This is a genomic window from Aquihabitans sp. G128 (assembly GCF_019048865.1).
GTDB lineage: Bacteria > Actinomycetota > Acidimicrobiia > Acidimicrobiales > Iamiaceae > Aquihabitans.
The window spans coordinates 4,840,407-4,862,731 of the sequence record NZ_CP077604.1 but is presented as its reverse complement, the minus strand read 5'-3'; the positions used below and the strand labels follow the sequence as shown (position 1 = coordinate 4,862,731).

The 22,325-nt window shown below is 73.3% G+C and carries 16 protein-coding genes; 7 read left to right on the top strand and 9 right to left on the bottom strand.

The window, feature by feature from the left end:
* Positions 1 to 3: 3 nt before the first annotated feature.
* The 4 genes from KSP35_RS23360 to KSP35_RS23345 all read right to left on the bottom strand — a co-directional run bounded on the left by KSP35_RS23360 (position 4) and on the right by KSP35_RS23345 (position 4,929).
* Positions 4 to 1,032, bottom strand: coding sequence for a TIGR03842 family LLM class F420-dependent oxidoreductase (locus KSP35_RS23360; RefSeq protein ID WP_216998161.1), 1,029 nt, complete (start codon positions 1,030 to 1,032; stop codon positions 4 to 6).
* A gap of 14 nt (positions 1,033 to 1,046) precedes the next feature.
* Positions 1,047 to 2,543, bottom strand: coding sequence for a CoA-acylating methylmalonate-semialdehyde dehydrogenase (locus KSP35_RS23355; protein WP_216998160.1), 1,497 nt, complete (start codon positions 2,541 to 2,543; stop codon positions 1,047 to 1,049).
* A 102-nt stretch (positions 2,544 to 2,645) separates the two neighbouring features.
* A complete protein-coding gene (gene hydA, locus KSP35_RS23350; protein WP_216998159.1) occupies positions 2,646 to 4,070 on the bottom strand; it encodes a dihydropyrimidinase in 1,425 nt (474 codons plus the stop codon).
* Positions 4,071 to 4,086: 16 nt separating this feature from the next.
* The gene (locus KSP35_RS23345) at positions 4,087 to 4,929 is read right to left on the bottom strand and encodes a nitrilase-related carbon-nitrogen hydrolase (protein WP_216998158.1); all 843 of its coding nucleotides are present in this window, start codon (positions 4,927 to 4,929) and stop codon (positions 4,087 to 4,089) included.
* Positions 4,930 to 5,094: 165 nt separating this feature from the next.
* On the opposite strand from KSP35_RS23345, the gene KSP35_RS23340 reads away from it, so the two are divergent.
* From KSP35_RS23340 to KSP35_RS23330, 3 genes are all read left to right on the top strand, one after another.
* On the top strand, positions 5,095 to 6,450 hold the full coding sequence (locus KSP35_RS23340; protein ID WP_216998157.1) for a PLP-dependent aminotransferase family protein: 1,356 nt from the start codon (positions 5,095 to 5,097) through the stop codon (positions 6,448 to 6,450).
* Positions 6,451 to 6,654: 204 nt separating this feature from the next.
* Positions 6,655 to 7,725 (top strand): hypothetical protein, encoded by a 1,071-nt coding sequence (locus KSP35_RS23335; RefSeq protein WP_216998156.1) that lies wholly within the window; start codon positions 6,655 to 6,657, stop codon positions 7,723 to 7,725.
* Between the two features lie 127 nt (positions 7,726 to 7,852).
* On the top strand, positions 7,853 to 10,000 hold the full coding sequence (locus KSP35_RS23330; RefSeq protein ID WP_216998155.1) for a hypothetical protein: 2,148 nt from the start codon (positions 7,853 to 7,855) through the stop codon (positions 9,998 to 10,000).
* Positions 10,001 to 10,134: 134 nt separating this feature from the next.
* On the opposite strand, the gene KSP35_RS23325 is transcribed toward KSP35_RS23330, so the two are convergent.
* Positions 10,135 to 11,916, bottom strand: a complete 1,782-nt coding sequence (locus tag KSP35_RS23325) for an ABC transporter ATP-binding protein (protein WP_216998154.1) — start codon at positions 11,914 to 11,916, stop codon at positions 10,135 to 10,137.
* A complete protein-coding gene (locus KSP35_RS23320; RefSeq protein ID WP_216998153.1) occupies positions 11,916 to 13,898 on the bottom strand; it encodes an ABC transporter ATP-binding protein in 1,983 nt (660 codons plus the stop codon). Before KSP35_RS23320 ends, KSP35_RS23325 begins: the two co-directional genes overlap by 1 nt.
* On the opposite strand from KSP35_RS23320, the gene KSP35_RS23315 reads away from it, so the two are divergent.
* Positions 13,877 to 14,314 carry a DUF2752 domain-containing protein gene (locus tag KSP35_RS23315; RefSeq protein ID WP_216998152.1) on the top strand — a complete coding sequence of 146 codons (438 nt, stop codon included), beginning with the start codon at positions 13,877 to 13,879 and terminating at the stop codon, positions 14,312 to 14,314. The genes KSP35_RS23320 and KSP35_RS23315 overlap by 22 nt on opposite strands.
* 113 nt (positions 14,315 to 14,427) lie before the next feature.
* Positions 14,428 to 16,806, top strand: coding sequence for a hypothetical protein (locus KSP35_RS25340; protein ID WP_216998151.1), 2,379 nt, complete (start codon positions 14,428 to 14,430; stop codon positions 16,804 to 16,806).
* 45 nt (positions 16,807 to 16,851) lie between these two features.
* Here the strand turns inward: KSP35_RS25340 and KSP35_RS23305 are convergent, their stop codons facing one another.
* Complete coding sequence (locus tag KSP35_RS23305) at positions 16,852 to 17,370, bottom strand: gamma carbonic anhydrase family protein (RefSeq protein ID WP_216998150.1); 519 nt, start codon at positions 17,368 to 17,370, stop codon at positions 16,852 to 16,854.
* 61 nt (positions 17,371 to 17,431) lie between these two features.
* Here KSP35_RS23305 and KSP35_RS23300 point away from each other — a divergent pair, with 61 nt between their 5' ends.
* Positions 17,432 to 19,564 (top strand): S9 family peptidase, encoded by a 2,133-nt coding sequence (locus KSP35_RS23300; RefSeq protein WP_216998149.1) that lies wholly within the window; start codon positions 17,432 to 17,434, stop codon positions 19,562 to 19,564.
* Between the two features lie 211 nt (positions 19,565 to 19,775).
* Here the strand turns inward: KSP35_RS23300 and KSP35_RS23295 are convergent, their stop codons facing one another.
* A complete protein-coding gene (locus tag KSP35_RS23295; protein ID WP_216998148.1) occupies positions 19,776 to 20,252 on the bottom strand; it encodes a flavin reductase family protein in 477 nt (158 codons plus the stop codon).
* A 76-nt stretch (positions 20,253 to 20,328) separates the two neighbouring features.
* Positions 20,329 to 21,198, bottom strand: a complete 870-nt coding sequence (locus KSP35_RS23290; protein ID WP_216998147.1) for an MBL fold metallo-hydrolase — start codon at positions 21,196 to 21,198, stop codon at positions 20,329 to 20,331.
* 149 nt (positions 21,199 to 21,347) lie between these two features.
* Between KSP35_RS23290 and KSP35_RS23285 the strand changes: the two genes are divergently transcribed.
* Positions 21,348 to 22,223 carry an alpha/beta fold hydrolase gene (locus KSP35_RS23285; RefSeq protein ID WP_216998146.1) on the top strand — a complete coding sequence of 292 codons (876 nt, stop codon included), beginning with the start codon at positions 21,348 to 21,350 and terminating at the stop codon, positions 22,221 to 22,223.
* Positions 22,224 to 22,325: the final 102 nt, after the last annotated feature.

Below are 22,325 nucleotides of genomic sequence, written 5' to 3'. Positions count from 1 at the left end.
ACGTCATGACTTGGCCAGGACCTCGGGGGCGATGCCGGGGATGACCTTCTCGCCGTACTCGCGCAAGGTGCCGTCCTTGTCGTCGTGCTGGAGGTAGACGGCGAACTGGTCGACGCCCAGGGCCTCCAGCTCGCGGAGCCGACGGACCTGCTCCTCGACCGGGCCCACGAGGCAGAAGCGGTCGACGATCTCGTCGGACACGAAGGCCACGTGGTCGTTGCCGGCCTGGCCGTGGGAGTTGTAGTCGTAGCCCTCGCGACCGGCGATGTAGTCGGTGAGCGCCTTCGGGACCGGGGCGGCGTCGCCGTAGCGGGCCACGATGTCGGCCACGTGGTTGCCCACCATGCCGCCGAACCAGCGGCACTGGTCCCGGCCGTGGGCGAGCCCGGCCTCGGTGCCGTCGGTGACGTAGGCCGGCGCCGCCACGCAGATGGTGACCGACTCGGGGTCGCGCCCGGCCGCTTCGGCGGCGGCCTTCACGGCGCCGATGGTCCACTCGACGATCGCCGGGTCGGCCATCTGCAGGATGAAGCCGTCGCCGATCTCGCCGGTGAGGGCCAGCGCCTTGGGGCCGTAGGCCGCCACCCACGCCTCGCACCGGCTCTTGGCCGCCCACGGGAAGCGGATGGTGGAGCCGTTGTAGGTCACGGGCTCCCCGTTGGCGAGGCCGCGGATGACCCCGATCGACTCGCGCAGCGTGGCCAGGGTGGTGGGCCGGCCGTTGGTGACGCGCACCGCGGAGTCGCCCCGGCCGATGCCGCAGACGGTGCGGTTGCCGTACATCTCGTTGAGGGTGGCGAACAGCGACGCGGTGACGGTCCAGTCCCGGGTGGCCGGGTTGGTGACCATGGGCCCCACCACCACGTTGCGGGTCTCGGCCAGGATCTGGCTGTAGATGACGAACGGCTCCTGCCAGAGGATGTGGCTGTCGAAGGTCCACACGTGGCTGAACCCGTAGGTCTCGGCCCGCTTGGCCAGGTCGATGACCCGGCTCGAGGGTGGGGTGGTCTGCAGGACCACGCCGATGTCCACGTCGTCGTCCCCCGCTACCGGTTCTCGGGGAAGCCGAGGTCGATGGTGGAGGTGGCGGGGTCGGGCCAGCGCGAGGTGACCACCTTCGAGCGGGTGTAGAAGTTCACGCCCTCCGGGCCGTACATGTGCTGGTCGCCGAACAGCGAGCTCTTCCAGCCCCCGAAGCTGTAGTAGCTGACCGGCACCGGGATCGGGACGTTGATGCCCACCATGCCGACCTCGACGTCGAACTGGAAGGCCCGGGCGGCGCCGCCGTCGCGGGTGAAGATGGCCGTGCCGTTGCCGAACTCGTTGTCGTTGATGAGCGCCAGGCCCTCCTCGTAGGAGCCGATGCGGGTGACGGCCAGCACCGGTCCGAAGATCTCGTCGTCGTAGGAGGCCATCCCGGGCTTCACGTGGTCGAGCAGGCTCGGGTTGAGGAAGAAGCCGTCGGCCGGCACGTCGGTGGTGCCGTCGACCACCACGGTGGCGCCCTCGTCGGCCGCCCCGGCCACGTAGCCCGCCACCTTGTCGCGGTGCTCGCCGGTGATCAGCGGCCCCATCTCGTTGGCCGGGTCGGTGCCGGGGCCGACCTTGATGCCGGGGATCCGGTCGGTGATCTTGCCCACCAGCTCGTCGGCGACGGTGTCCATGGCCAGCACGACGCTGATGGCCATGCAGCGCTCGCCGGCCGAGCCGTAGGCGGCGGAGACGGCGGCGTCGGCCGCCATGTCGAGGTCGGCGTCGGGGAGCACCAGCATGTGGTTCTTGGCCCCGCCGAGGGCTTGGACCCGCTTGCCGGCCTTGGTGCCGGTCTCGTAGATGTAGCGGGCGATCGGGGTGGAGCCCACGAAGCTGACCGCCGCGATGTCGGGGTGCTCGAGGATGGCGTCCACCGCCTCCTTGTCGCCGTGGACCACGTTGAAGCAGCCTGCCGGCAGGCCGGCCTGGGCCAGCAGCTCGGCCAGGAACAGCGAGGCCGAGGGGTCCTTCTCGCTGGGCTTGAGCACGAAGGTGTTGCCGCACGCCAGGGCGTTGGCGAACATCCACATGGGGACCATGGCCGGGAAGTTGAACGGCGTGATGCCCGCCACCACGCCCAGGGGCTGGCGGATGTTGTAGACGTCGACGCCGGAGGCGGCCTGCTCGCTGTAGCCGCCCTTGAGCAGGTTCGGGATGCCGCAGGCGAACTCGACGTTCTCGAGGCCGCGGGCGATCTCGCCCAGGGCGTCGGACGGGACCTTGCCGTGCTCGGCGCTGACCAGCGAGGCCAGCTCCTTCTTGTTGGCGTCGATCAGGTCCCGGAGGCGGAACATCACCTCGGCCCGGCGGGACAGCCCGGTGGCTCGCCAGCCCACCTGGGCCGCCTTGGCCACGGAAACCGCGGCGTCGAGCTCAGAGGCCGACGCCAGCGGCACCTCGGCCTTGGCGGTGCCGAGCGCGGGGTTCCAGACCGTCGCCGTCCGGCCCGAGGTGCCGGCCACCGCCTTGCCGTCGATCCAGTGGTTGAGGGTCTTGGTGTCGTCGCTCATGTGCGCTCCCTTGCGCTGTTGGACCCCCGCTTCCGGGTGGTCCGGGCCGCTCGCTCGAGCAGCCCCCTAATAAGACGTGTCGTCGTGGCGGTCCCAGGCCGCTCAGACGAGGTACTGGCTGAGGCCCCGCTTGACGAACTGCCCGTGGCCCTTGCGGCCCGTGAAGGTGTCGTCCTCCATCACCACCAGGCCCCGGGAGATGACCGTGTCGACCTTGCCGTCGATCTCGTAGCCCTCCCAGGAGGAGTGGTCGATGTTCATGTGGTGCTTCTTCTCGTAGCCGATGCTCGTGTGGCCGTTCGGGTCCCACACCACGACGTCGCCGTCGGCGCCGGGGGCGATGATCCCCTTCTTCGGGTACATGCCGAACATCCGCGCCGGGGTGGTGCAACAGGTCTCGACCCATCGCTCCAGCGTGATCTCCCCCGCGACCACGCCCTGGTAGAGCAGCTCCATGCGGTGCTCGACCGAGCCCATGCCGTTGGGGATCTTCGAGAAGTCGCCCCGACCCAGCTCCTTCTGGTCCTTGAAGCAGAAGGGGCAGTGGTCGGTGCTCACGATGGCGAGGTCGTTGCTGCGCAGGCCCTTCCACATGTCGGCGTGGTGCGGGTGGGTGTCGTGCGCCGAGCGGATGGGCGGCGAGCACACCCACTTGGCGCCCTCGAAGTCGGGCTTGGCCAGGGTCTCCTCGACGGTCAGGTAGAGGTACTGCGGGCAGGTCTCGGCGAACACGTTGCGGGACTGGTCGCGGGCCTCGGCCACCGCGGCCAGCGCCTCCGATGCCGACAGGTGGACGATGTAGAGCGGGATGTTGCCGGCCACCGCCGCCAGCACGATGGCCCGGGACGTGGCCTCGCCCTCCAGCGCCGAGGGGCGGGTGGACGAGTGGTACTTGGGGTCGGTCTCGCCCCGGGCCAGGGCCTGCTGGACCAGCACGTCGATGGCGATGCCGTTCTCGGCGTGCATCATGATCGTGGCGCCGATGTCGCCGGCGGTCTGCATGGCCCGGAGGATCTGGCCGTCGTCGCTGTAGAAGACGCCCGGGTAGGCCATGAACAGCTTGAAGCTGGTCACCCCTTCGTGCTCGGTCAGGTACCGCATGGCCTTCAGCGACTCGTCGTCGACCCCGCCGACGATCTGGTGGAAGGCGTAGTCGATGGCGCAGTTGCCGGCGGCCTTCTCGTGCCAGGCACCGAGCCCGTCGATCACGTTGCCGCCGGTGTTCTGCACGGCGAAGTCGACGATGGTGGTCACGCCGCCCCAGGCCGCCGCGGTGGTGCCGGTCTCGAAGGTGTCCGAGGCGTTGGTGCCGCCGAAGGGCAGCTCCATGTGGGTGTGGACGTCGATCCCGCCCGGGATCACGTACTTGCCGGTGGCGTCGATGGTGCGATCGGCCGTCACGCCCTGGGCCTCGACCTGCCCGGGCGCGTAGAGGGCGGCGATGGTCTCGCCGTCGATCAGGACGTCGAAGGGGCTGCGGCCGCTCGGGCTGACGACGGTGCCGCCGGTGATGAGGGTGCGGGTCATCTGCTCGCTCCCCCGCCTACCGGGCCACCAGCTCGTCGTAGGCGTCGGGTCGGCGGTCCCGGTAGAAGGCCCAGGTGTCGCGGACCTCGCGGATCTTGTCGAGATCGAGCTCGCGGACGACCAGCTCGGGCTTGAACGCATCGGCCGGCTCGCCGACGAACTTCCCCTGCGGGTCGACGAAGTAGCTCTGGCCGTAGAAGTCGTCGTCGCCGAGGTCCTCGATGCCCACCCGGTTGATGGCGCCGACGTAGTACATGTTCGCCACCGCGGCGGCGGGCTGCTCCACCCGCCAGATGTACTCGCTGAGGCCGCGGCTGGTGGCCGACGGGTTGAACACGATCTCGGCGCCGTTCAGGCCCAGGGCCCGCCAGCCCTCCGGGAAGTGGCGGTCGTAGCAGATGTAGACGCCGACCTTGCCGACCGCGGTGTCGAACACCGGGTACCCGCCCGTGCCGGGGGTGAAGTAGTACTTCTCCCAGAAGCCCTTCACCTGGGGGATGTGCTGCTTGCGGTACTTGCCGAGGTAGGTCCCGTCGGCATCGATGACCGCTGCGGTGTTGTAGTAGAGGCCCGCCTGGACGATCTCGTACATGGGCAGCACCAGGACCATGCCCAGCTCCTTGGCCAGGGCCTGGAACCGCTTGGTGGTGGGCCCGTCGGGGATCTCCTCGGTGTAGGCGAAGTACTCCGGCTCCTGCACCTGGCAGAAGTAGGGGCCGTAGAACAGCTCCTGGAAGCACATCACCTGCGCGCCCTGGGCGGCGGCGTCTCGGGCGGCCTGCTCGTGCTTGTCGATCATCGACGCCTTGTCGCCGGTCCAGTCGGTCTGCAGCAGCGCGGCCTTCACGATGCGAGCCATCACGGTCCTCGTTTCGGTTGGGGTACGGGGCCGGCGTCCCCTGCCAGGGCCCCTTTACGAGGCGGACACTAATGACACAACGGAGGGTGGACAATGGGTATGTTGTTACCGAACAATGGGTTCACAGGCCGGTAACGCCCTGGTGACAGAAGGAGCGACCTGCCCGTGCTCGACGACATGGTCGCCGCCATCGACAACCGCAGTGCCCAGGGGATCGCCGCCGCGATCGGCCGGATGGTCTCCGCCGGCGAGCTCCCGGTGGGCGACCGGCTGCCCACCGTGCGCGAGCTGTCGAAGGCCCTCGGGGTCTCCCCCACCACCGTCAGCGAGGCCTGGAAGACGCTGGCTGCGGTGGGCGCCATCGACCCACGGGGCCGCCTCGGCACCTTCGTCCGCCAGCCCCCCGGCCCGGGCGGCACCCACCGCTACCGGCGCATCACCGACGGCCCCGGGCGCTTCGACCTCGACCTGTCCACCGGCTTCCCCGACGTCGGCCTGCTGCCCGACCTGCGGCCGATCGTGGCCGACGTGAGCCGCCAGTCGCTCACCAGCAGCTACCTCGACCGGCCGGTGCTGCCCGAGCTCTGGGACCACCTGCACGCCTCGTGGCCGTTCCCGCCCGAGGAGCTCACGGTGGTCGACGGGGCCATGGACGCCATCGACCGCGTGGCCCGCGAGCTGGTCCACCTGGGCGACCGGGTGGTGGTCGAGAACCCCACGTTCCCGCCGGTCCTGGACCTCTTCGAGCAGCTGGGCGCCGAGGTGATCGGGGTCAACCTCGACGCCGAGGGCCTGGTGCTGGCCGAGCTGGCCTCGGCGTTGGAGTACGAGCCGCGGCTGGTGTTCGTGCAGCCCCGCGCCCACAACCCCACGGGCACCACGTGGTCGGCCAAGCGGGCCCGGGCGGTGTCCCGCCTGGTGGCGCCAACTGCCGCCGTGGTGGTCGAGGACGACCACAGCGGCGACATCGCCTCGGGCGAGCCGGTGAGCGTCGGGACCTGGCTGCCGGACCGCACGGTCCACATCCGCAGCTACTCCAAGAGCCACGGCCCGGACCTGCGGCTGGCGGCCGTCGGCGGCGCCGGCTCGGTCATCGACCGGGTCACCGATCGCCGCCTGCTGGGGCCCGGCTGGAGCAGCCGCATCCTGCAGTCGGTCCTGCTCGCCCTGCTCACCGACCCCACCGCCACGTGGGCCGTCGAAGCCGCCCGCCACGCCTACGCCAGCCGGCGCCGCGAGTTCACCCGCGCCCTCGCCGAGCGGGGCGTGGCCACCACCGGCACCGACGGCATCAACCAGTGGGTCGAGGTCGCCGACGAGCGCTCCGCGCTGGTCGGGCTGGCCGCTCGCGGCATCGGCGTGGCCCCCGGCGAACCGTTCATGGTGCGCCCCGCCGGGGACCACCTCCGGATCACGATCGGGCTCCTCGACGGGCCCATCTCGGCCATCGAACACCTCGCCGAGCAGGTGGCCGACGTCGCCGGCGGGCCCGGCGCCCGGGTGGGCCGGCGCCCCTCCTGACCAGGGCGGATCGGGGCGGCAGCCGTGCGATGTCCGCACGGTGCGGACGTTGAAATTACGGAATGTGCTCGATTCACCACTCAAGGTGAAGGACATGCGGGCCGATGGGGCTAATATCACCTAGTGCGTTCGGACTACTCCGGACCGTGCTGCCCCCCCACCATGGACCTCTCCCCCCTCCCTCCGGCCGCTCCGACGGCAGACGTGGACCGCTCGTCGGTCACCGCCTGGCTGCTCCGCGCGGCGGTGGCGACGGCGCTCGGGATCCTCGTCCTCCTGGGGTGGTCGAGCGTGGCCTCGGCCGACGCCGGCCCGGCGAGCTCGCCCCCCGCGGCGCAGCCCGGCCTGGTCGAGACCCTCGTCGGCGAGCACGGCGTGCTGGCCCCGGTGCTCGCCGCCGTCGACGCAGCCCCGGCTCCGGCTCCGGCGTCGAGCCCGACCACCCCGGCCCCCGTCACGGTGACCGGCGGGGGTGCGTCGGTGAGCGCCTCGCTCGACGTCGTCGGCCAGGCCGTCGACCCGGCCCTGGCGCCCGTCGCCCCGGTGGTCCGCTCGGTCGCCCCGGTCCTCGCTCCGGTCGTCGAAGCCGTCGCCCCGGTGACCGACGCCGTCGCCCCCGCCACCCGCCCGGTCACCGAGGCACTCGCCCCGACGGTCGCCGCCGTCGCCGAGCCGGTGGCCGCCACCCTCGCCCCGGTGGCCGACGCCGTCGCTCCGGTGGTCGCCCCGCTGACCCCGGCGGTCGAGCAGCTCGCCACCACGGTCGCCGACCCGATCGTCGCCGCCGTCGCCCCCGGGGTCACCGACCTCGTCGACGGCACGGTCGCCCCGGTCCTCTCGCCCGTCGCCGCGGCGCTCACCGGCGCCGAGCCCGCCGGCGGCTCCGAGGTCGCCCTCGTGCCGGCCGCCTCGGTCGACCGGCCCGCCGCCGGCACCCTCGCCGCCACGCCGGCCCCCACGGCCGCCGGCGTCGCTCCGTCCGCCACCCGCTCCGACGCCGTCACCTCGATGGCTCGCCACGCCGCCGACGGCGCCGCTTCGGTCGCCGCCACGGTCGCCCCCTCCTCGGCCCCGGGCACCCCCGCCCCGAGCCACCCCTCGACGCTGCCCGCCTCGTGCGGCAGCCCGACCACGCCCACCGCCCCGGCCGCCTCCGTGGCCGTCGTCGCCGTGGACGCCCCCGAGCCCGGCCGCCACGCCGTGCTGCTCGCCTCGCCCGACCCGGGCCGGCCCCAGCAGCACCCGCAGGCCGAGCCCGACGTCGCTCCCGACTGAGCGACCTCCTCCAGCGACCCGAGCCACCGGCCGGGTCGACGTGCCAGGACGACCGCCCCGATGCGATCGCCCTCCTCGGCCGGCAGCGCGCCGGCCGCACCCCCCACACTCCTTGGAGGAGACCCCCATGCGAACCCTGCTTCGATTCACCCTTCGGGTGGTGATGCTCGCCGCCGGCCTCTGGCTGCTGAGCACCACCGCCTCCGGAGCGGCCAACGCCGCCCCGAGCGACACCCCCAACCCCATCAGCGGCCTCGTCGACGCCGACGTGCAGGTCCCCGTGGACCTGTGCGGGACCACCGTCGCCGTCATCAGCGACACCAGCACCACCTGTCCACCGGCACCGCCACCGCCGACCCCGGCCGCTGACGAGGCGCCCGCCCTGATCGACCTCGACGTCACCGTCCCGGTCGACCTGTGCGGGACCACCGTCGCCGTCCTGGGCGACACCGCCACGAGCTGCGCCCCGGCTCCGGCCCCCGCCGCTCCCGTGACCACCGGCAGCTCGAGCGACTCGCTCCTCGACGTCGACGTCGTGGCGCCGATCGACCTCTGCGGCACCACCGTCGGGGTCCTCAGCGACGCCGACACCACCTGCCGCGCCAACCCCGGCGCCACGCCGGCCCCCGCCACCGACGACGACCAGCTGGTCGACGCCGACGTGGTCGCCCCCGTCGACCTGTGCGGCACGAGCGTCGCCGTCCTGGCCGACACCACCTCCACCTGCGCCCCGGCGGCCCCGCCGGCCACCCCCGCCCCCGGCACCACCGGTGACGAGGGCCTGGTCGACGCCGACGTCGTGGCCCCGGTCGACGTCTGCGGCACCACCGTGGCCGTGATCGCCGACACGACGAGCAGCTGCACCCCCGCCGCTGCGCCCGCCCCGACCACCGGCACCCCCGGTGACGGCGGGCTGGTGGACGCCGGCGTGACCGCTCCGGTCGACGTCTGCGGCACCACCGTCGCCGTCATCGGTGACAGCAGCAGCAGCTGCGCCACCCCGGCTCCGGCCACCACGGCCGACCCGGACACCGGCTTGGTCGACGTCGATGCCGACGCCCCCATCGACGTCTGCGGCACCACCGTGGCCGTCATCGGCGACGGCAGCAGCACCTGCGCCCCGGTCGAGGCTCCCGCCCCGGCCACCGGCACCAGCGGCACCCCCGGCGACGAGCTCGTCGACCTCGACGCCGACGCCCCCGTCGACGTCTGCGGCACCACCGTGGCCGTGATCGGCGACGGCAGCAGCACGTGCACCACCCCGGTGGCGGCCACCCCGGCCGACACCACCAGCGGTGACCTGGTCGACGGCGACGTCGCCGCCCCGGTCGACGTCTGCGGAACCGGCATCGCCGTCATCGGCGACACCGCCACCAGCTGCACCCCGGCGGCCAGCACCCCGGCCACCGATCCGACCGTCCCCGGCACCGAGCCCGGCAACGGCGTGATCGACGCCGACGTCGCCGCCCCGGTCGACGTCTGCGGCACCACCGTCACCGTCGTCGGCGACGGATCCAGCACCTGCGTGGTCCCCACGCCCGCCACCGACCCCGCCCCGACCGGCGGCAGCGACGGCACCCCGCCGATCGCCGCCGACGTCTCGGTCCCGGTCGACGTGTGCGGGACCGGCGTCGCCGTCATCGGCGACACCACCACCACCTGTGCCCCGGCCGCCGTCGACCCGACGGATCCGACCGACCCCACGGACCCGACCGGCCCCACCGGCCCGACGGGCCCGATCGACGTCGGCGTCGAGGTCCCCGTGGACGTCTGCGGCACCACCGTGACGGTGATCGGTGACGGGTCGAGCACCTGCTCGCTGCCCGCCACCACCCCGGACCCCGCGGATCCCACCGACCCGACCGGCCCGATCACCGTCGACGTGCCGATCGACGTCTGCGGCACGAGCGTCGGCATCATCGGCGACGCCACCACGGTCTGCGGCGAGACGGTGACCCCCACCGACCCGACCGACCCGACCACCCCCACGGACCCGACCGATCCCACCGATCCGACGGATCCGACCACCCCCACGACGCCGACCACCCCGACGGTGCCGGGCACGCCCGCCACCCCGTCGACCCCCGGCGTCCCCCAGCTGGTGAAGGCTCCGGCCACCGCCCCGGCGACCCCCGCCGTCACCAGCTCCCCCACCGCCGATGACCTCCCGGCCACCGGCGCCCCCATCGGCGAGACGGCCCTGGTCGGCCTCCTCGTCCTGGCCCTGGGCCTGGCCCTCGAGCGTCGGAGCCGTCAGCTCCGCCGCACGGCCTGACCCCAGCAGTTCCCCCGCCCGGTGCGGGTCGGCTCCCCTGGCCGGCCCGCGCCGAGGCGCGCCCCGGCGGGACCGGCGGTGCATCGCGGCCGGCGTCCGACCCGCAGGGGGGTCGTACGCCGGCCGCACCGGCTTCAGGCGGAGGCCAGCCCGCCCACCCAGCTGCGGTACAGCGTGGCGTAGTGCCCGCCTCGCGCCACCAGCTCGGCGTGGGTGCCCAGCTCGACCAGCCCGCCCTCGGCCACCACGCCCACCCGGTCGGCCCGCTCGGCGGTCGACAGCCGGTGGGCGATCACGATCACCGAGCGACCGGCCATGAGCTTCTCGAGCGCCCGCTCGACCAGCACCTCGGTGCCGGGGTCGAGCGACGAGGTGGCTTCGTCGAGCACCAGCACCGCCGGGTCGGCCAGCGCCGCCCGGGTCAGCGACACCAGCTGGCGCTCCCCGGCCGAGAGACGCGAGCCCCGCTCGTTGACCTCGGTCTCGAGGCCCTCGGCCAGCAGCTCGAACCGCTCCAGCAGGTCGAGCGACGCCAGGGCGGCGCGGACCTCCTCGTCGGTGGCGTCCGGCCGGCCGATGCGGATGTTGTCGAGGATGGTGCCGGCGAACAGGTAGCCCTCCTGCGGCACCACCGTGATGTGGGTGCGCAGCGAGCGCAGCTGCGCGTCTCGCAGGTCGATGCCGTCGAAGGTGACCCGACCGCCGGTGGGGTCGTAGAGCCGGGCCATGAGCTTGGCCAGCGTGGACTTGCCGGCCCCGGTCGGCCCCACCAGCGCCAGCTTCTCGCCCGCCGCGAGCACCAGGCTCACGTCCCGCAGCACGGGGTCCCCGGTGCCGTAGGCGAAGGTGAGGTCCTCGACCACCAGGTCGCCCCGATCGGGCAGGGCGACCGCGTCGGCCCGCTCGTGCAGGTCGACCGGCGTGTCGAGCAGCTCGAAGAGCTTGTGGAGCGCGGCGCCGGAGGACTGCACGGTGTTGAAGAGCTGCGACAGCTGGTTCACCGGCTCGAAGAGGTTCGAGAGGGTCAGGACGAAGAAGGCGACGGTGCCGACCGGGACGTCGCCGTTCACCACCATGCGGCCGCCCAGGCCGATCACGAGGGCGGTGCAGGCCAGCGCCGCCCCCTCGATGACCGGCAGGTACCAGGCCTGGACCCAGACCGACTTCATGTGGGCCCGGTACAGCCGCTGGTTGTGGCCGGCGAACCGGTCGATCTCCACCCGCTCCCGGCCGTAGGCCTGGATGACCCGGACCCCGCTGAGCCCCTCCTGGAGCGACGACAAGGTGAGCCCGATGCGGTCGCGCACGGTGAGGTAGGCGCGGTTGGAGTCGCGCTGGAACTTGATCGACGCCAGCACCACGAACGGCACCGGGATCAGGCACAGCAGCAGCAGCTGCCACGACACGATGGCCAGGAAGATCACCGAGCCGACGATCAGCAGCAGGCTCTGGGCCAGCTGGAGCAGGCCCTGCTGCACCAGCTCCTGGAGCGAGTCGACGTCGGAGGTCATGCGGGACACCACGACGCCGGCCTTCTCGCGGTCGTAGAAGGGCATCGACAGCTTCAGCAGGTGGTCGAAGACCCGCGTGCGCAGGTCGCGGAGGAAGCCCTCGCCCGCGCGGCTCACGAGCAGCACCTGGGTCCGGGTGCACAGGTAGGCGCCGATGGCCACCAGCACGTAGGCGATGACCGCGCCGTTCAGGTTGCGGCCGTTGCGGGGCTTGATGCCGTGGTCGATGCCGAACTTGAGCAGGTATGGCCCGGCCAGCACGGCGAGGGTCGACAGGACCACCAGGACCACGGCGAGGCGGACGTCGCGCTTGTAGGGCGCCAGCATGCGCGCCGCCCGTCGCATCACCTGCTTGGCCTGGTCCCGGTCCAGCTTGGCGTCCTCGTCGACCGCCCCCATCGACATCACGGGGCCGCCTCCGTGAGGTCGGCCGCGGCGGGGGTCGGCGCCCCACCGTCGCCGGTGAGCGTGGCGTGGCGGGCCTGCTCCTCCCGGGCCGCCGCCGACGCGAGCACCTCGCGGTACTCGGCGCTCGATGCCAGCAGGCCGATGTGGGTGCCGTCGGCGATGATGCGCCCGCCGCCGACGAGCACCACCCGCTCGGCCAGGGCGATGGTGGCCGGACGGTGGGCGATCACGATGGTGGTGCGGTCCCGCATGACCTCGGTGAGGGCGTCGCGGATCTCGTGCTCCTTGGTGGGGTCGACCGCCGAGGTGGCGTCGTCGAGGATGAGCACGCGGGGGTCGGCGAGGATGGCCCGGGCGATGGCGATGCGCTGGCGCTGCCCGCCGGAGAGCGAGAAGCCCCGCTCGCCGATCTCGGTGTCGTAGCCGTGGGGCAGCTCGCTGATGAACTGGTGGGCCCCGGCCAGCCGGGCGGCCCGCACGATGGCGTCGGCCGGTGCGTCGGGATCGGCGAAGGCGATGTTGGCGGCGATGGTGTCGGAGAAGAGGAAGGTCTCCTCGAAGACCAGGCCCACGGCGCGGCGCAGGTCGGGGAGCGAGAGGGCGCCCACGTCGACGCCGTCGAGCCGGATGCTCCCGGCGTCGATGTCGTAGAAGCGGGGCAGCAGCTTGGCGACGGTGGACTTGCCGCTGGCGGTGGCGCCCACCAGGGCGATGGTCTGGCCGGCGGGGACCTCGAGGTCGAAGCCCTCGAGCACGGGTGGGGCACCGGTCGAGTAGCCGAAGCGGACCCCGGCGAACGACACCGCGCCGCCGGTGGCGGGCAGCTGCTGCGGGTGGGCCGGGCTCACGACCTCGGGGTCGGTGACCAGGACCTCGTGCACCCGCTGGGCCGACGCCGCAGCCCGCTGCGACATGGCCACGATCCACCCCAGCATCCGCAGCGGCCACACCAGCAGGACCACGTAGGCGTTGAACGCCACCAGCGAGCCCAGCGCCAGGTGGCCCTCGATCACCTGGTGGCCGCCGTAGCCCAGCACCATGATCAGCCCGATGTTGGGCAGCAGCTCCAGCGCCGGCCAGTAGGTGGAGCGGATGCGCGCCCCGTCCATGGACACCTCGTAGAGGTCGTCGGCCTCCTTGCCGAGGCGGCGGCGCTGGGTGTCCTCGGCGGCGAAGCCCTTCACCACCCGGATCCCGGCGACGGTCTCCTCGACCACCGCGGAGAGCTCGGCCGACTCCTGCTGCACGCCGACCATGGTGGGGTGCAGCTTCTGCGAGAACCGCTTGGCCAGGTAGTTGACCGCAGGCAGCGAGCCCAGGGCGAGCACGGTCAGGATCGGGTCGATGGTGAGCAGCACCACCAGCACCGCCAGCACGGTGGCCAGGTTGGCGATGGTGAGCGGCACCAGGACCACGGCGTTCTGGATCTGCTGGAGGTCGTTGTTGGCCCGGCTCATGAGCTGACCGGTCTGCTGGCCGTCGTGGTAGGCGAAGTGGAGGCGGGCCAGGTGGGCGAAGAGGCGGTCGCGCAGCACGGCCTCGGCGAAGCGGGCCTCGCGGAAGGCCGAGTAGCGGCGCAGGCCGGTGAAGAAGGCGCACACCACCGCGGCGCCGGCGATCAGCCAGGCGTAGCGGGAGATCTGGTGGCGGTCGCCCGGCTCGATGCCCTGGTCGATGGCCAGCTCCACCAGCTTGGGCACGCTGACCTTGGCCGCGGTCCAGCACAGGCCGGCCACGACGCCGGCCAGCAGGCCCCAGCGCTGGGCGAGCAGCTGGCGGCCGATGAGCGCCCAGCCGTCTCGGGCGGTGCTCTCGGTGGGTTCGTCCTGGGTGTCGATGGTGGCCTCCGGACCCGGCCGCCGGGCCCCCGTGCCCCACTTGACCGCCGGGTCAGGATAACGGGTGGGCTCCGTCCGGTCGCAGTCCTTTGGGCCGGGGCCAGGGCTACGCTCGCCCGGTGACCTCGAGCCTGGCGCCACCGCCTCCCCGGTTCGTGGCCCGGCGCGACGCCCGGGCCCCGATCACCGTCGGGGTGGCCGCGCTGGCCGGGACCGTCGTGCTGGCGGTGGGCGATCCCAACACCACCCACGTGCCGCTGTGCCCGCTCAAGGCGCTCACCGGCATCGACTGCCCGTTCTGCGGTTCGCTGCGCGCCGTGCACTCGCTGGCCCACCTCGACGTCGTCGGCGCGCTGGACCACAACGTGCTGTTCACCCTCGCCGCCCCCTTCCTGGTGGTCGGGTGGGCCATCTGGCTGCTCCGATCCACCGGCCGGCCCGTCCTGCCGCGCTGGCAGCTGCCGGCGTCGTCGAACGTGGCCTTCGCCGTGCTGGCGGTGGTCTTCATGGTGGCTCGGAACCTCCCGGCCTTCGCCTGGCTGGGCAGCGGGGCCTGAGCGCTCGGGGGCACCCGCCCGGGTGACACCGCCAGATCCCTGCTCAACCTCGGAGCAAAAGCGGCCGAAGAGGAGGTGAGGAGGGGCGTCAAGCGGGCCCTGGAGGTTGACACGTGCGACTGGAACAACTCGTCCTGTACGGACCCGGCGACGACGAGCGCGTGCGCTTCGGGCCCGGGGTCACGGTGTTCGCCGGCCTGGGGCCGGTCGAGCGGGCCGACCTGGTGGCCACCGTGGTCGACGCCCTCACGGGACGGCTGTCCAACGCCTCGGTGGTCTACACCGACCACCTCGACCGGCGGGTCTTCGCCGACCGCACCGGTGCCACCTACGCCGCCACGGGCACCTCGGCGCCCGGACCGGCCGAGCTGCTGGGCAAGGACCCGGCCGTCGTCGCCGACCTCCTGACGGTCAGCGCCGAGGACCTCGGCCTCGGCGACCACGTCTCCCCCGCCGACCTCCAGGCCGAGCTGGTCATCGCCCGGGCCGAGGCCGACCGCCTCCACGACGAGCACGCCGACTTCATGCAGCGCGCCCGGATGGTGGCCGACTGGGTGGCGGAGCTGGCCGAGCTCGACCGCCGCATCGACCAGTCCGACGCCGACGCCGCCCGGTGGGCGTGGATCGAGAAGCGCCGCCGGCTCGACGAGGTCCGCACCGAGCTCGCCATGCGCGACCGCGACCACGACGGTCGGACCGACCGCCAGATCCTGGAGGCCGTCGACGCCCTGCGCACCACCGGCGAGCAGTGGGCCGACCTGGCCGCCGCCACGTCCGAGCTGCGGCGCGACCTCGGTCCGCTGCCGGTGGTCTCCGCGACCGACCTCTCCCGGGTGGCGGCCACCCCCGAGGAGCTCCCCGAGGGGATCACCGACCGGCTCGCCTCCTGGCAGGGCGCGCTCGACGACCGGCGACAGGCCGACGCCGAGCGCACCCAGTCGCTCGCTCCGGTCCCGGAGCCCGAGGACGAGCTGGTGGCGTCGTTCGCCGCCATCGACCAGGCCCGGCTCTGGGCCGTGCACAGCGAGCTGGCCCAGGCCACCGCGGCCTACGAGGCCCTCGCCTCGTCGCTCGGCCGCGAGGAGCTCGACCCCCAGGTGGAGGCCGACATCGAGGCCGCCCACCTCGAGGTCGTCCACCGCCAGCGCGAGGTGGAGCGGCGCTTCCGCCCCGGCATGTTGGGCTCGGCGGCGTTCGCCGTGGGCTCCCTGCTGGCCGGCACCTCGATCTCGATCCTCCTCGGCGTCGTCATGCTGGCCGCCTCGGTGGCCATGGGCGTCTGGCTGGTGGCGGTCCCCCGCCGCCAGCTCGCCGCCGCCAACGCCGTGGAGGAGACGGCCCTCAGCCACGCCGACGCCGGGTCCTGGCTGGGCCTCCACCTGCGCCGGCTCGACGCCGTCACCGACGTCGCCGAGCGCAAGCGCTTCGAGGCTGCGGCCAACGCCCGTGCCGGGGCCCAGGTCGACTGGGACGAGACCGTCGGCGCCCTCGACGCCGCCGACCTCGACGCCCGCGCCGACGCCGTGCGGGCCCACGCCGACGCCATCGACCCGCAGGCCGTCGCCCGCCGCCGTGAGGCCGCCGAAGCCGCCGCCGAGGCCGCCACCCGCCACGAGGTCGACGTCCGCCACGACCTCCTGGCCACGCTGGAGGCCTACGGCATGGCCCAGTCGGGCGGGGACGACCTCGACCCGCAGCAGCTGCTGACCATCCTCGAGCGCCGCATCCAGGCCGGCCAGGTCGCCCGCCGGGCCAAGCGACTGGTCCTCCTGTCCGAGCGCGAGTCCGAGGCGGCCAAGCGCCTCGACGACCTGCTGACCCACCTCGGCCTCACCGACGGCGACCTCGAGAGCCGCCTCGACCGGGCCATCCAGTCGGTGGCCGCCGCCCGCCAGCGCCAGGGGCTGGCCGACAGCCGCCGCGAGCGGGAGGACATCGAGGAGGAGATGAAGGCCCTCGTCGCCCACCTCGAGGCCACCGCCCGCCACGACTGGAACGACGTCCCGGAGCCCACCAGCGCCCCGATCGACCCCAACCTCCTGGAGGCCCGCCGCCGCGAGGTCGCCGAGCTGGTCGCCGCCGCCGGACAGCCCGACGTGGTCGGCGCCGAGCGCCGCTACGACCTCGGCCTGGCGAAGGTGAACGAGCTGGAGGCCCGGCTCGACGAGCTGGCCCAGGGCCCTGCGTCGCTCCAGCAGCGCCTGATCTCCCGGCTGGGCCGCACCACGTGGATCGGCGACCACGAGGAGACCGTGCCCGTCGTCCTCGACGACGCCCTGACCTCGCTGCCGGTGGCCGAGCAGCTGGAGCAGCTCGACCTGCTGGTCCGGCTGGCCGAGCACACCCAGGTGGTGCTCCTCTCGGCCGACCCGGTGGTGAGCCGCTGGGCCCGGGACCGCTCGACCCACGCCGCGGTCACGCTCTACGAGACCGAGGTCCAGGCGGCCGACGAGTACTTCACCGCCGAGGACCAGACGCCCGCCTTCCTGTAGGCGGCGACGGCTCCGCCGGGCGGCGTCCGGCTCGGTCGTTCCGGCTCAGTCGAGCCGGCGCAGCTCGGCGCGGTAGCGGTGGCCCCGGTCGACGTAGGACTGCATGCCGAGGCTGATCATCTCGGGCGTCACCGCGCCGGGTCGGATCTTGGCCGGGATGCCCAGCGCCATGGCGCCCGACGGCACCACCGTGCCGCCCGAGACCACCGCGCCGGCGCCCACGAGGGCGCCGCTCTCGACCACCGCCTTGTGCAGCACGACCGAGCCGGAGCCCACCAGGGCGCCGTCGTGCACGATGCACCCCTCGAGGTGGGCGAGGTGGCCCACGACGCACTCGTCGCCGACGGTGGTGGGCTGGAAGAAGGTGGTGTGGATGATGGCGCCGTCCTGGATGGACGTGCGGGCGCCGATGTGGATCTCGCCGTCGTCGCCGCGGAGCACCGCGCCGGGCCAGATGCTCGACTCGGCGCCGATGGTGACCGAGCCGATGATCACCGCCTCCGGCGAGATGTAGGCGGTGGGGTCGATGGTGGGCACCTGGGCCCCGAGGGCGTAGACGGGCATGGGGCCGACGGTACCGGCCCCACGGGGCCGCGTGGCCGCCGCACGGCCGTAGCCTCGCCGGGTGCCCGACGCCGATCCCACGTCCCTCCCGCCCCGCCCCGCCCGCCGCCCCGAGGCGCGGACCCACCACGGGATCACCGTCGACGATCCCTACGCCTGGCTGCGCGACGCCGAGGACCCCGAGACGGTGCCGCACCTCGAGGCCGAGAACGCCTGGACCGAGGCGGTCACCGCCGACCAGGCCGAGCTGCGCGAGCAGCTGTTCCAGGAGATCAAGGGCCGCACCCAGGAGGACGACCGGTCCGTGCCGGTGCGCGACGGGGCGTGGTGGTACCACCAGCGCACCGAGGAGGGCAGCTCGTACGCCATCCACTGCCGCCGGGCCGACGACGGCACCGGCACCGCGCCGGTCGAGGGCGAGGGCACCGAGCAGGTCGTGCTCGACCCCAACCAGCTGGCCGGCGAGGGCGAGTACCTGGGCCTCGGCGTCCTCGACGTCAGCCCCGACGGCGACTGGCTGGCGTACGCCGTCGACCGCGAGGGCGACGAGCGCCACCAGCTGCGCTTCCGCGACCTCCGCACCGGCATCGAGGCCTCGGAGACCGTGCCCGACGTGGCCTACGGGTTCGCCTGGGCCGCCGACTCGACCACCTGCTGGTACACCGTCCAGGACGAGGCGTCCCGACCCCACCGCGTGCTCCGCCACGTGGTGGGCACCGACCCGTCCCTCGACGACGAGGTGTTCCGGGAGGACGACGAGCGCTTCCACCTCCACGTCGCCCCGTCGCGCTCGGGCCGGGTCGCGGTCATCTCCGCCGGTTCGGCCATCACCAGCGAGAGCTGGCTGCTCGACGCCACCGAGCCCGAGTCCGCCCCGCAGCTCGTCGCCGAGCGCGAGCAGGGCGTCGAGTACTCGGTGGCCCACCACCCCAGCGGCCTGCTCGTGGTCTCCAACCACGACGGGGCCGAGGACTTCGCGCTGTGGCGGGCGCCGCTCACCGGCATCACCGTGGCGCCCCGGTCCGAGTGGGAGGCGCTGCTCCCCCACCGCCCCGGCACCCGCATCGCCGGCGTCGAGGCGTTCGCCGGCCACGCCATCGTCCACGGCCGCACCGACGGGCTCACCGCCCTGTGGCTGCTCGACCCGGCCACCGGCGAGGCCCGCCCCTTCCCGACCGACGAGGCCGTCGGCACCATCGGCCCCGGCGCCAACGCCACGTTCGACACCGGCACCTACCGGTTCAGCTACTCGTCGATGACCACGCCGCCGTCGGTGGTCGACGAGGACCTGGCCACCGGCGAGCGCACGGTGCGCAAGCAGCTGCCGGTGCTGGGCGACTTCGACGCTGCGCGGTACCGCTCCGAGCGCGAGTGGGCCACGGCCGAGGACGGCACCCGGGTGCCGATCTCCCTGGTGTGGCGTCCGGACGCACTCGTCGACGGCGAGCCCGCCCCGTGCGTGCTCTACGGCTACGGCGCCTACGAGGCGAGCATGGACCCCTGGTTCTCGGTGGCCCGCCTGTCGCTGCTCGACCGGGGCGTGGTGTTCGCCATCGCCCACGTGCGCGGCGGTGGCGAGCTGGGACGGGGCTGGTACGAGCACGGCAAGTTCGGCGAGAAGGCGAACACGTTCACCGACTTCGTGGCCGCCGCCCGCCACCTGGTGGCCACCGGCCGCACCGCCCCGGACCGCCTCGCCGCCCGCGGCGGCAGCGCCGGCGGCCTCCTCATGGGGGCCATCGCCAACCTGGCGCCGGAGCTCTTCCGAGCCGTGGTGGCCGAGGTCCCGTTCGTCGACCCGCTGACCACCATGCTCGACCCCACGCTGCCCCTCACCGTGATCGAGTGGGAGGAGTGGGGCGACCCGCTCCACGACGCCGAGGCCTACGGCTGGCTGGCCGGCTACAGCCCCTACGAGAACGCGGTGGCCGACGTCGCCTACCCGGCGATCCTCGCCACCACCGGCCTCAACGACCCCCGGGTCGGCTACCACGAGCCGGCCAAGTGGGTGGCCCGCCTCCGCGACCTCGGCCACGGCGCCGGCCCCGCCGACGACGACCGCCCCGTCCTGCTCAAGGTCGAGCTCGGCGCCGGCCACGGCGGCCCCACCGGCCGCTACGACGCCTGGCGCGACGAAGCGTTCACCCTGGCGTTCATCCTGACGGCGATCGGGGCCACTCGTCCGCTGCCCTGACCCCACCCCGGACGCAGGCCAGGGCGCAACCGACGAGGCGCAGTTCGAGCGAAGCGAGCTCGGGGGGGTGTCGGGGGGAGGAGCTTGCGGAGCCCCCTGACGACCGACGACGGCGGCTCCGCCGCCGTCGTTGCGAGAACAGCCCGGCGTCAGCCGGTCGATCGAAGCTCGGAGGAACGGAGTGAGCGCAGCGAACGAGTGACGACGACGTTCACACGCCGTAGCCGCCGCGGAAGAAGACGAGGGGCTTGCCCTCGTGCTCCACGTGGAGGTCGTGGACGGCGCCGACGGCGATGTCGTGGTCGCCGGCCTCGTGGACGGCGTCGAGCTCGCAGTCGATCCAGGCGAGGGCACCCTTCAGGCGAGGCGAGCCCAGCGGCGAGTGGTCCCAGCCGATGCCCGAGAACTTGTCGGGCTCCTTGGAGGCGAACACCCGGCAGACGTCTTCCTGGTCGTCGGCCAGGATGCTGGCGCAGAAGCGGCCGGCGCCGTGGAGCTTCGGCCAGGTCGACGACGTCTTGCCGGCGCAGAAGCCCACCAGCGGTGGATCCAGCGAGATCGAGAAGAACGACCCGATGGCCATGCCCACCGGCGCATCGTCGACCATGGCGCTGACGACGCAGACGCCCGTCGGGAAGTGGCCGAGCACCTGGCGGAAGCGGGCGCTGTCGAACACGGGCTCGGTCATCGGGGGTGGCTCCTGGGGTGGTCCGGGTCAGCCCGTCCGGCGGGGTGACGGACCGTCAGGCTAGGCGCCGCGGCGATCAGGCCGACGCAGCCCCGGCCGCCGCCGACGCAGCGGAGAGGGCGACGGTGGTGCCCTCGGCGGCGGCGATGACCTCGACCACCGAGGTGCCCTCGGCGAACGCCCGGGCCTCGACCTCGAGCCGGTCGACGATGTCGTCGCCGTGGCTCGGGTCGTGGTGGAACAGCGCCAGGCGCTTGGCGCCGGCCTCGGCCGCCACCCGCACGGCGTACTCGACGGTGCAGTGGCCCCAGTCGGACTTCAGGGCGAACTCGTGGGGCTCGTACTGGGCGTCGTGGATGACGAGGTCGGCGTCCCGGCACAGCTCGAGGACGGAGGCGGCGATCGGCCCACCGTCGACGGGCTGCTGGTGGTCGCTCACGTAGGCGATGACCACGCCGTCGATCTCCACGCGGTAGCCGTTGGTGGCGCCGGTGTGGGGCACGTCCCGCACGGTCACGTGGGCCCGCCCCCAGTCGAGCTCGGTGTCGGCGACGTCGACGAAGGAGATGTCGCCGATCAGCTCGCCGGGGCGCACCGGGAAGAACGGCGGGCGCATGAACTCGCCGAAGGCCTGGGCGAGGGTGCCGTCCTCGCTGCGGCCGCAGACCTGGAGCTGGGCGCCGTCGCGGTGGATGGGCACGAAGAACGGCAGGCCCTGCACGTGGTCCCAGTGCAGGTGGGTGACGAGGGCCAGGCCGCGGAACGGCTCCGAGTCGCTGGCGAGGGTGTCGCCCCAGAAGCGGAGGCCGGTGCCGAGGTCGAACACGATCGGGTCCAGCCCGGGTGCCTCGACGCTGACGCAGGCGGTGTTGCCGCCGTAGCGCCGGTTGGCGTCGCACGGGCATGGCGTCGAGCCGCGCACCCCCCAGAACGTGATGTTCACCATGTGTTCGGCTCCTGAGGCCCCCTGATGTCAGCGAACCGTAGTCAAGCTTTCACCGAGACGACCCGTCTGTGACCGATAGCACGTGGGCGACGACGGAGCGTAGGCGCACCCCTACGCCTGCCGGCGGTGAACCGTTATGGTGCGCCGCCATGACGATCTCCGAGGGACAGGTCGAGGCCAACGGCCTCACGTTCGGCTACCTCACCGAGGGCGAGGGGCCGCTGGCGCTCCTGCTCCACGGCTTCCCCGACACGGCGTGGGGCTGGCGGCACCTCATCCCCGAGCTGGCCGGCGCCGGCTACCGCGTGGTGGCGCCGTTCCTCCGCGGCTACGCCCCGACCGAGGTGCCGTCCGACGGGCTGTACCAGTCGGGCGCGGTGGCGAGCGACGCCATCGCCCTCCACGAGGTCCTCGGCGGCGACGGCGACGCGGTGATCGTCGGCCACGACTGGGGCGCCATCGCCACCTACGCCGCCGCCGGCTCCGCGCCCGAGCGCTGGGCCAAGGTCGTGGTCGCCGCGGTGCCGCCGCTCGGCACGGTGGCCAACGCCTTCTTCTCCTACGACCAGCTGCGCAAGAGCTGGTACATGTTCTTCTTCCAGTCGCCGCTGGCCGACCTGGCGGTGCCCATGGACGACCTGGCGTTCATCGACCGCCTGTGGGCCGACTGGTCGCCCGGCTACGACGCCGCCGAGGACCTCGCCCACGTCAAGGACGCGCTGCGGGACCCGGCCAACCTCACCGCCGCGCTCGGCTACTACCGGGCCACCCTCGGCGCCGGCGCCAAGTCCCCCGAGTACGACGCCGTCGAGGCCGCCGCCGCCCTGCCCCTGGCCCAGCCCACGCTGTACCTGCACGGCGTCGACGACGGCTGCATGGGCGTCGAGCTCATCGACGACTCCGTCCGCACCGCCCTCCCCCACCCCGACTCCCGCGTGGAGCTGGTGGCCGACGCCGGCCACTTCCTCCAGCTCGAGCAGCCCGCCGTCGTCAACCGCCTCATCCTCGACTTCCTCACCCCCTGACCCCGCCGCTCACCACCCCCACCGGTCACGACCGGCCCACCCCCACCGCCGCCCATCCCCACCCCCGCGATCCCCCCCTTCGAACTTGTGGGCCCACACCGC

Bases quoted from the DNA above. Each gene is read 5' to 3' on its own strand.
- KSP35_RS23330 (WP_216998155.1), top strand. From the start codon at position 7,853: ATGCGAACCCTGCTTCGATTCACCCTTCGGGTGGTGATGCTCGCCGCC.
- KSP35_RS23345 (WP_216998158.1), bottom strand. From the start codon at position 4,929: ATGGCTCGCATCGTGAAGGCCGCGCTGCTGCAGACCGACTGGACCGGC.
- KSP35_RS23355 (WP_216998160.1), bottom strand. From the start codon at position 2,543: ATGAGCGACGACACCAAGACCCTCAACCACTGGATCGACGGCAAGGCG.
- hydA (WP_216998159.1), bottom strand. From the start codon at position 4,070: ATGACCCGCACCCTCATCACCGGCGGCACCGTCGTCAGCCCGAGCGGC.
- KSP35_RS23305 (WP_216998150.1), bottom strand. From the start codon at position 17,370: ATGCCCGTCTACGCCCTCGGGGCCCAGGTGCCCACCATCGACCCCACC.
- KSP35_RS23295 (WP_216998148.1), bottom strand. From the start codon at position 20,252: ATGACCGAGCCCGTGTTCGACAGCGCCCGCTTCCGCCAGGTGCTCGGC.
- KSP35_RS23285 (WP_216998146.1), top strand. From the start codon at position 21,348: ATGACGATCTCCGAGGGACAGGTCGAGGCCAACGGCCTCACGTTCGGC.
- KSP35_RS23290 (WP_216998147.1), bottom strand. From the start codon at position 21,198: ATGGTGAACATCACGTTCTGGGGGGTGCGCGGCTCGACGCCATGCCCG.
- KSP35_RS23325 (WP_216998154.1), bottom strand. From the start codon at position 11,916: ATGTCGATGGGGGCGGTCGACGAGGACGCCAAGCTGGACCGGGACCAG.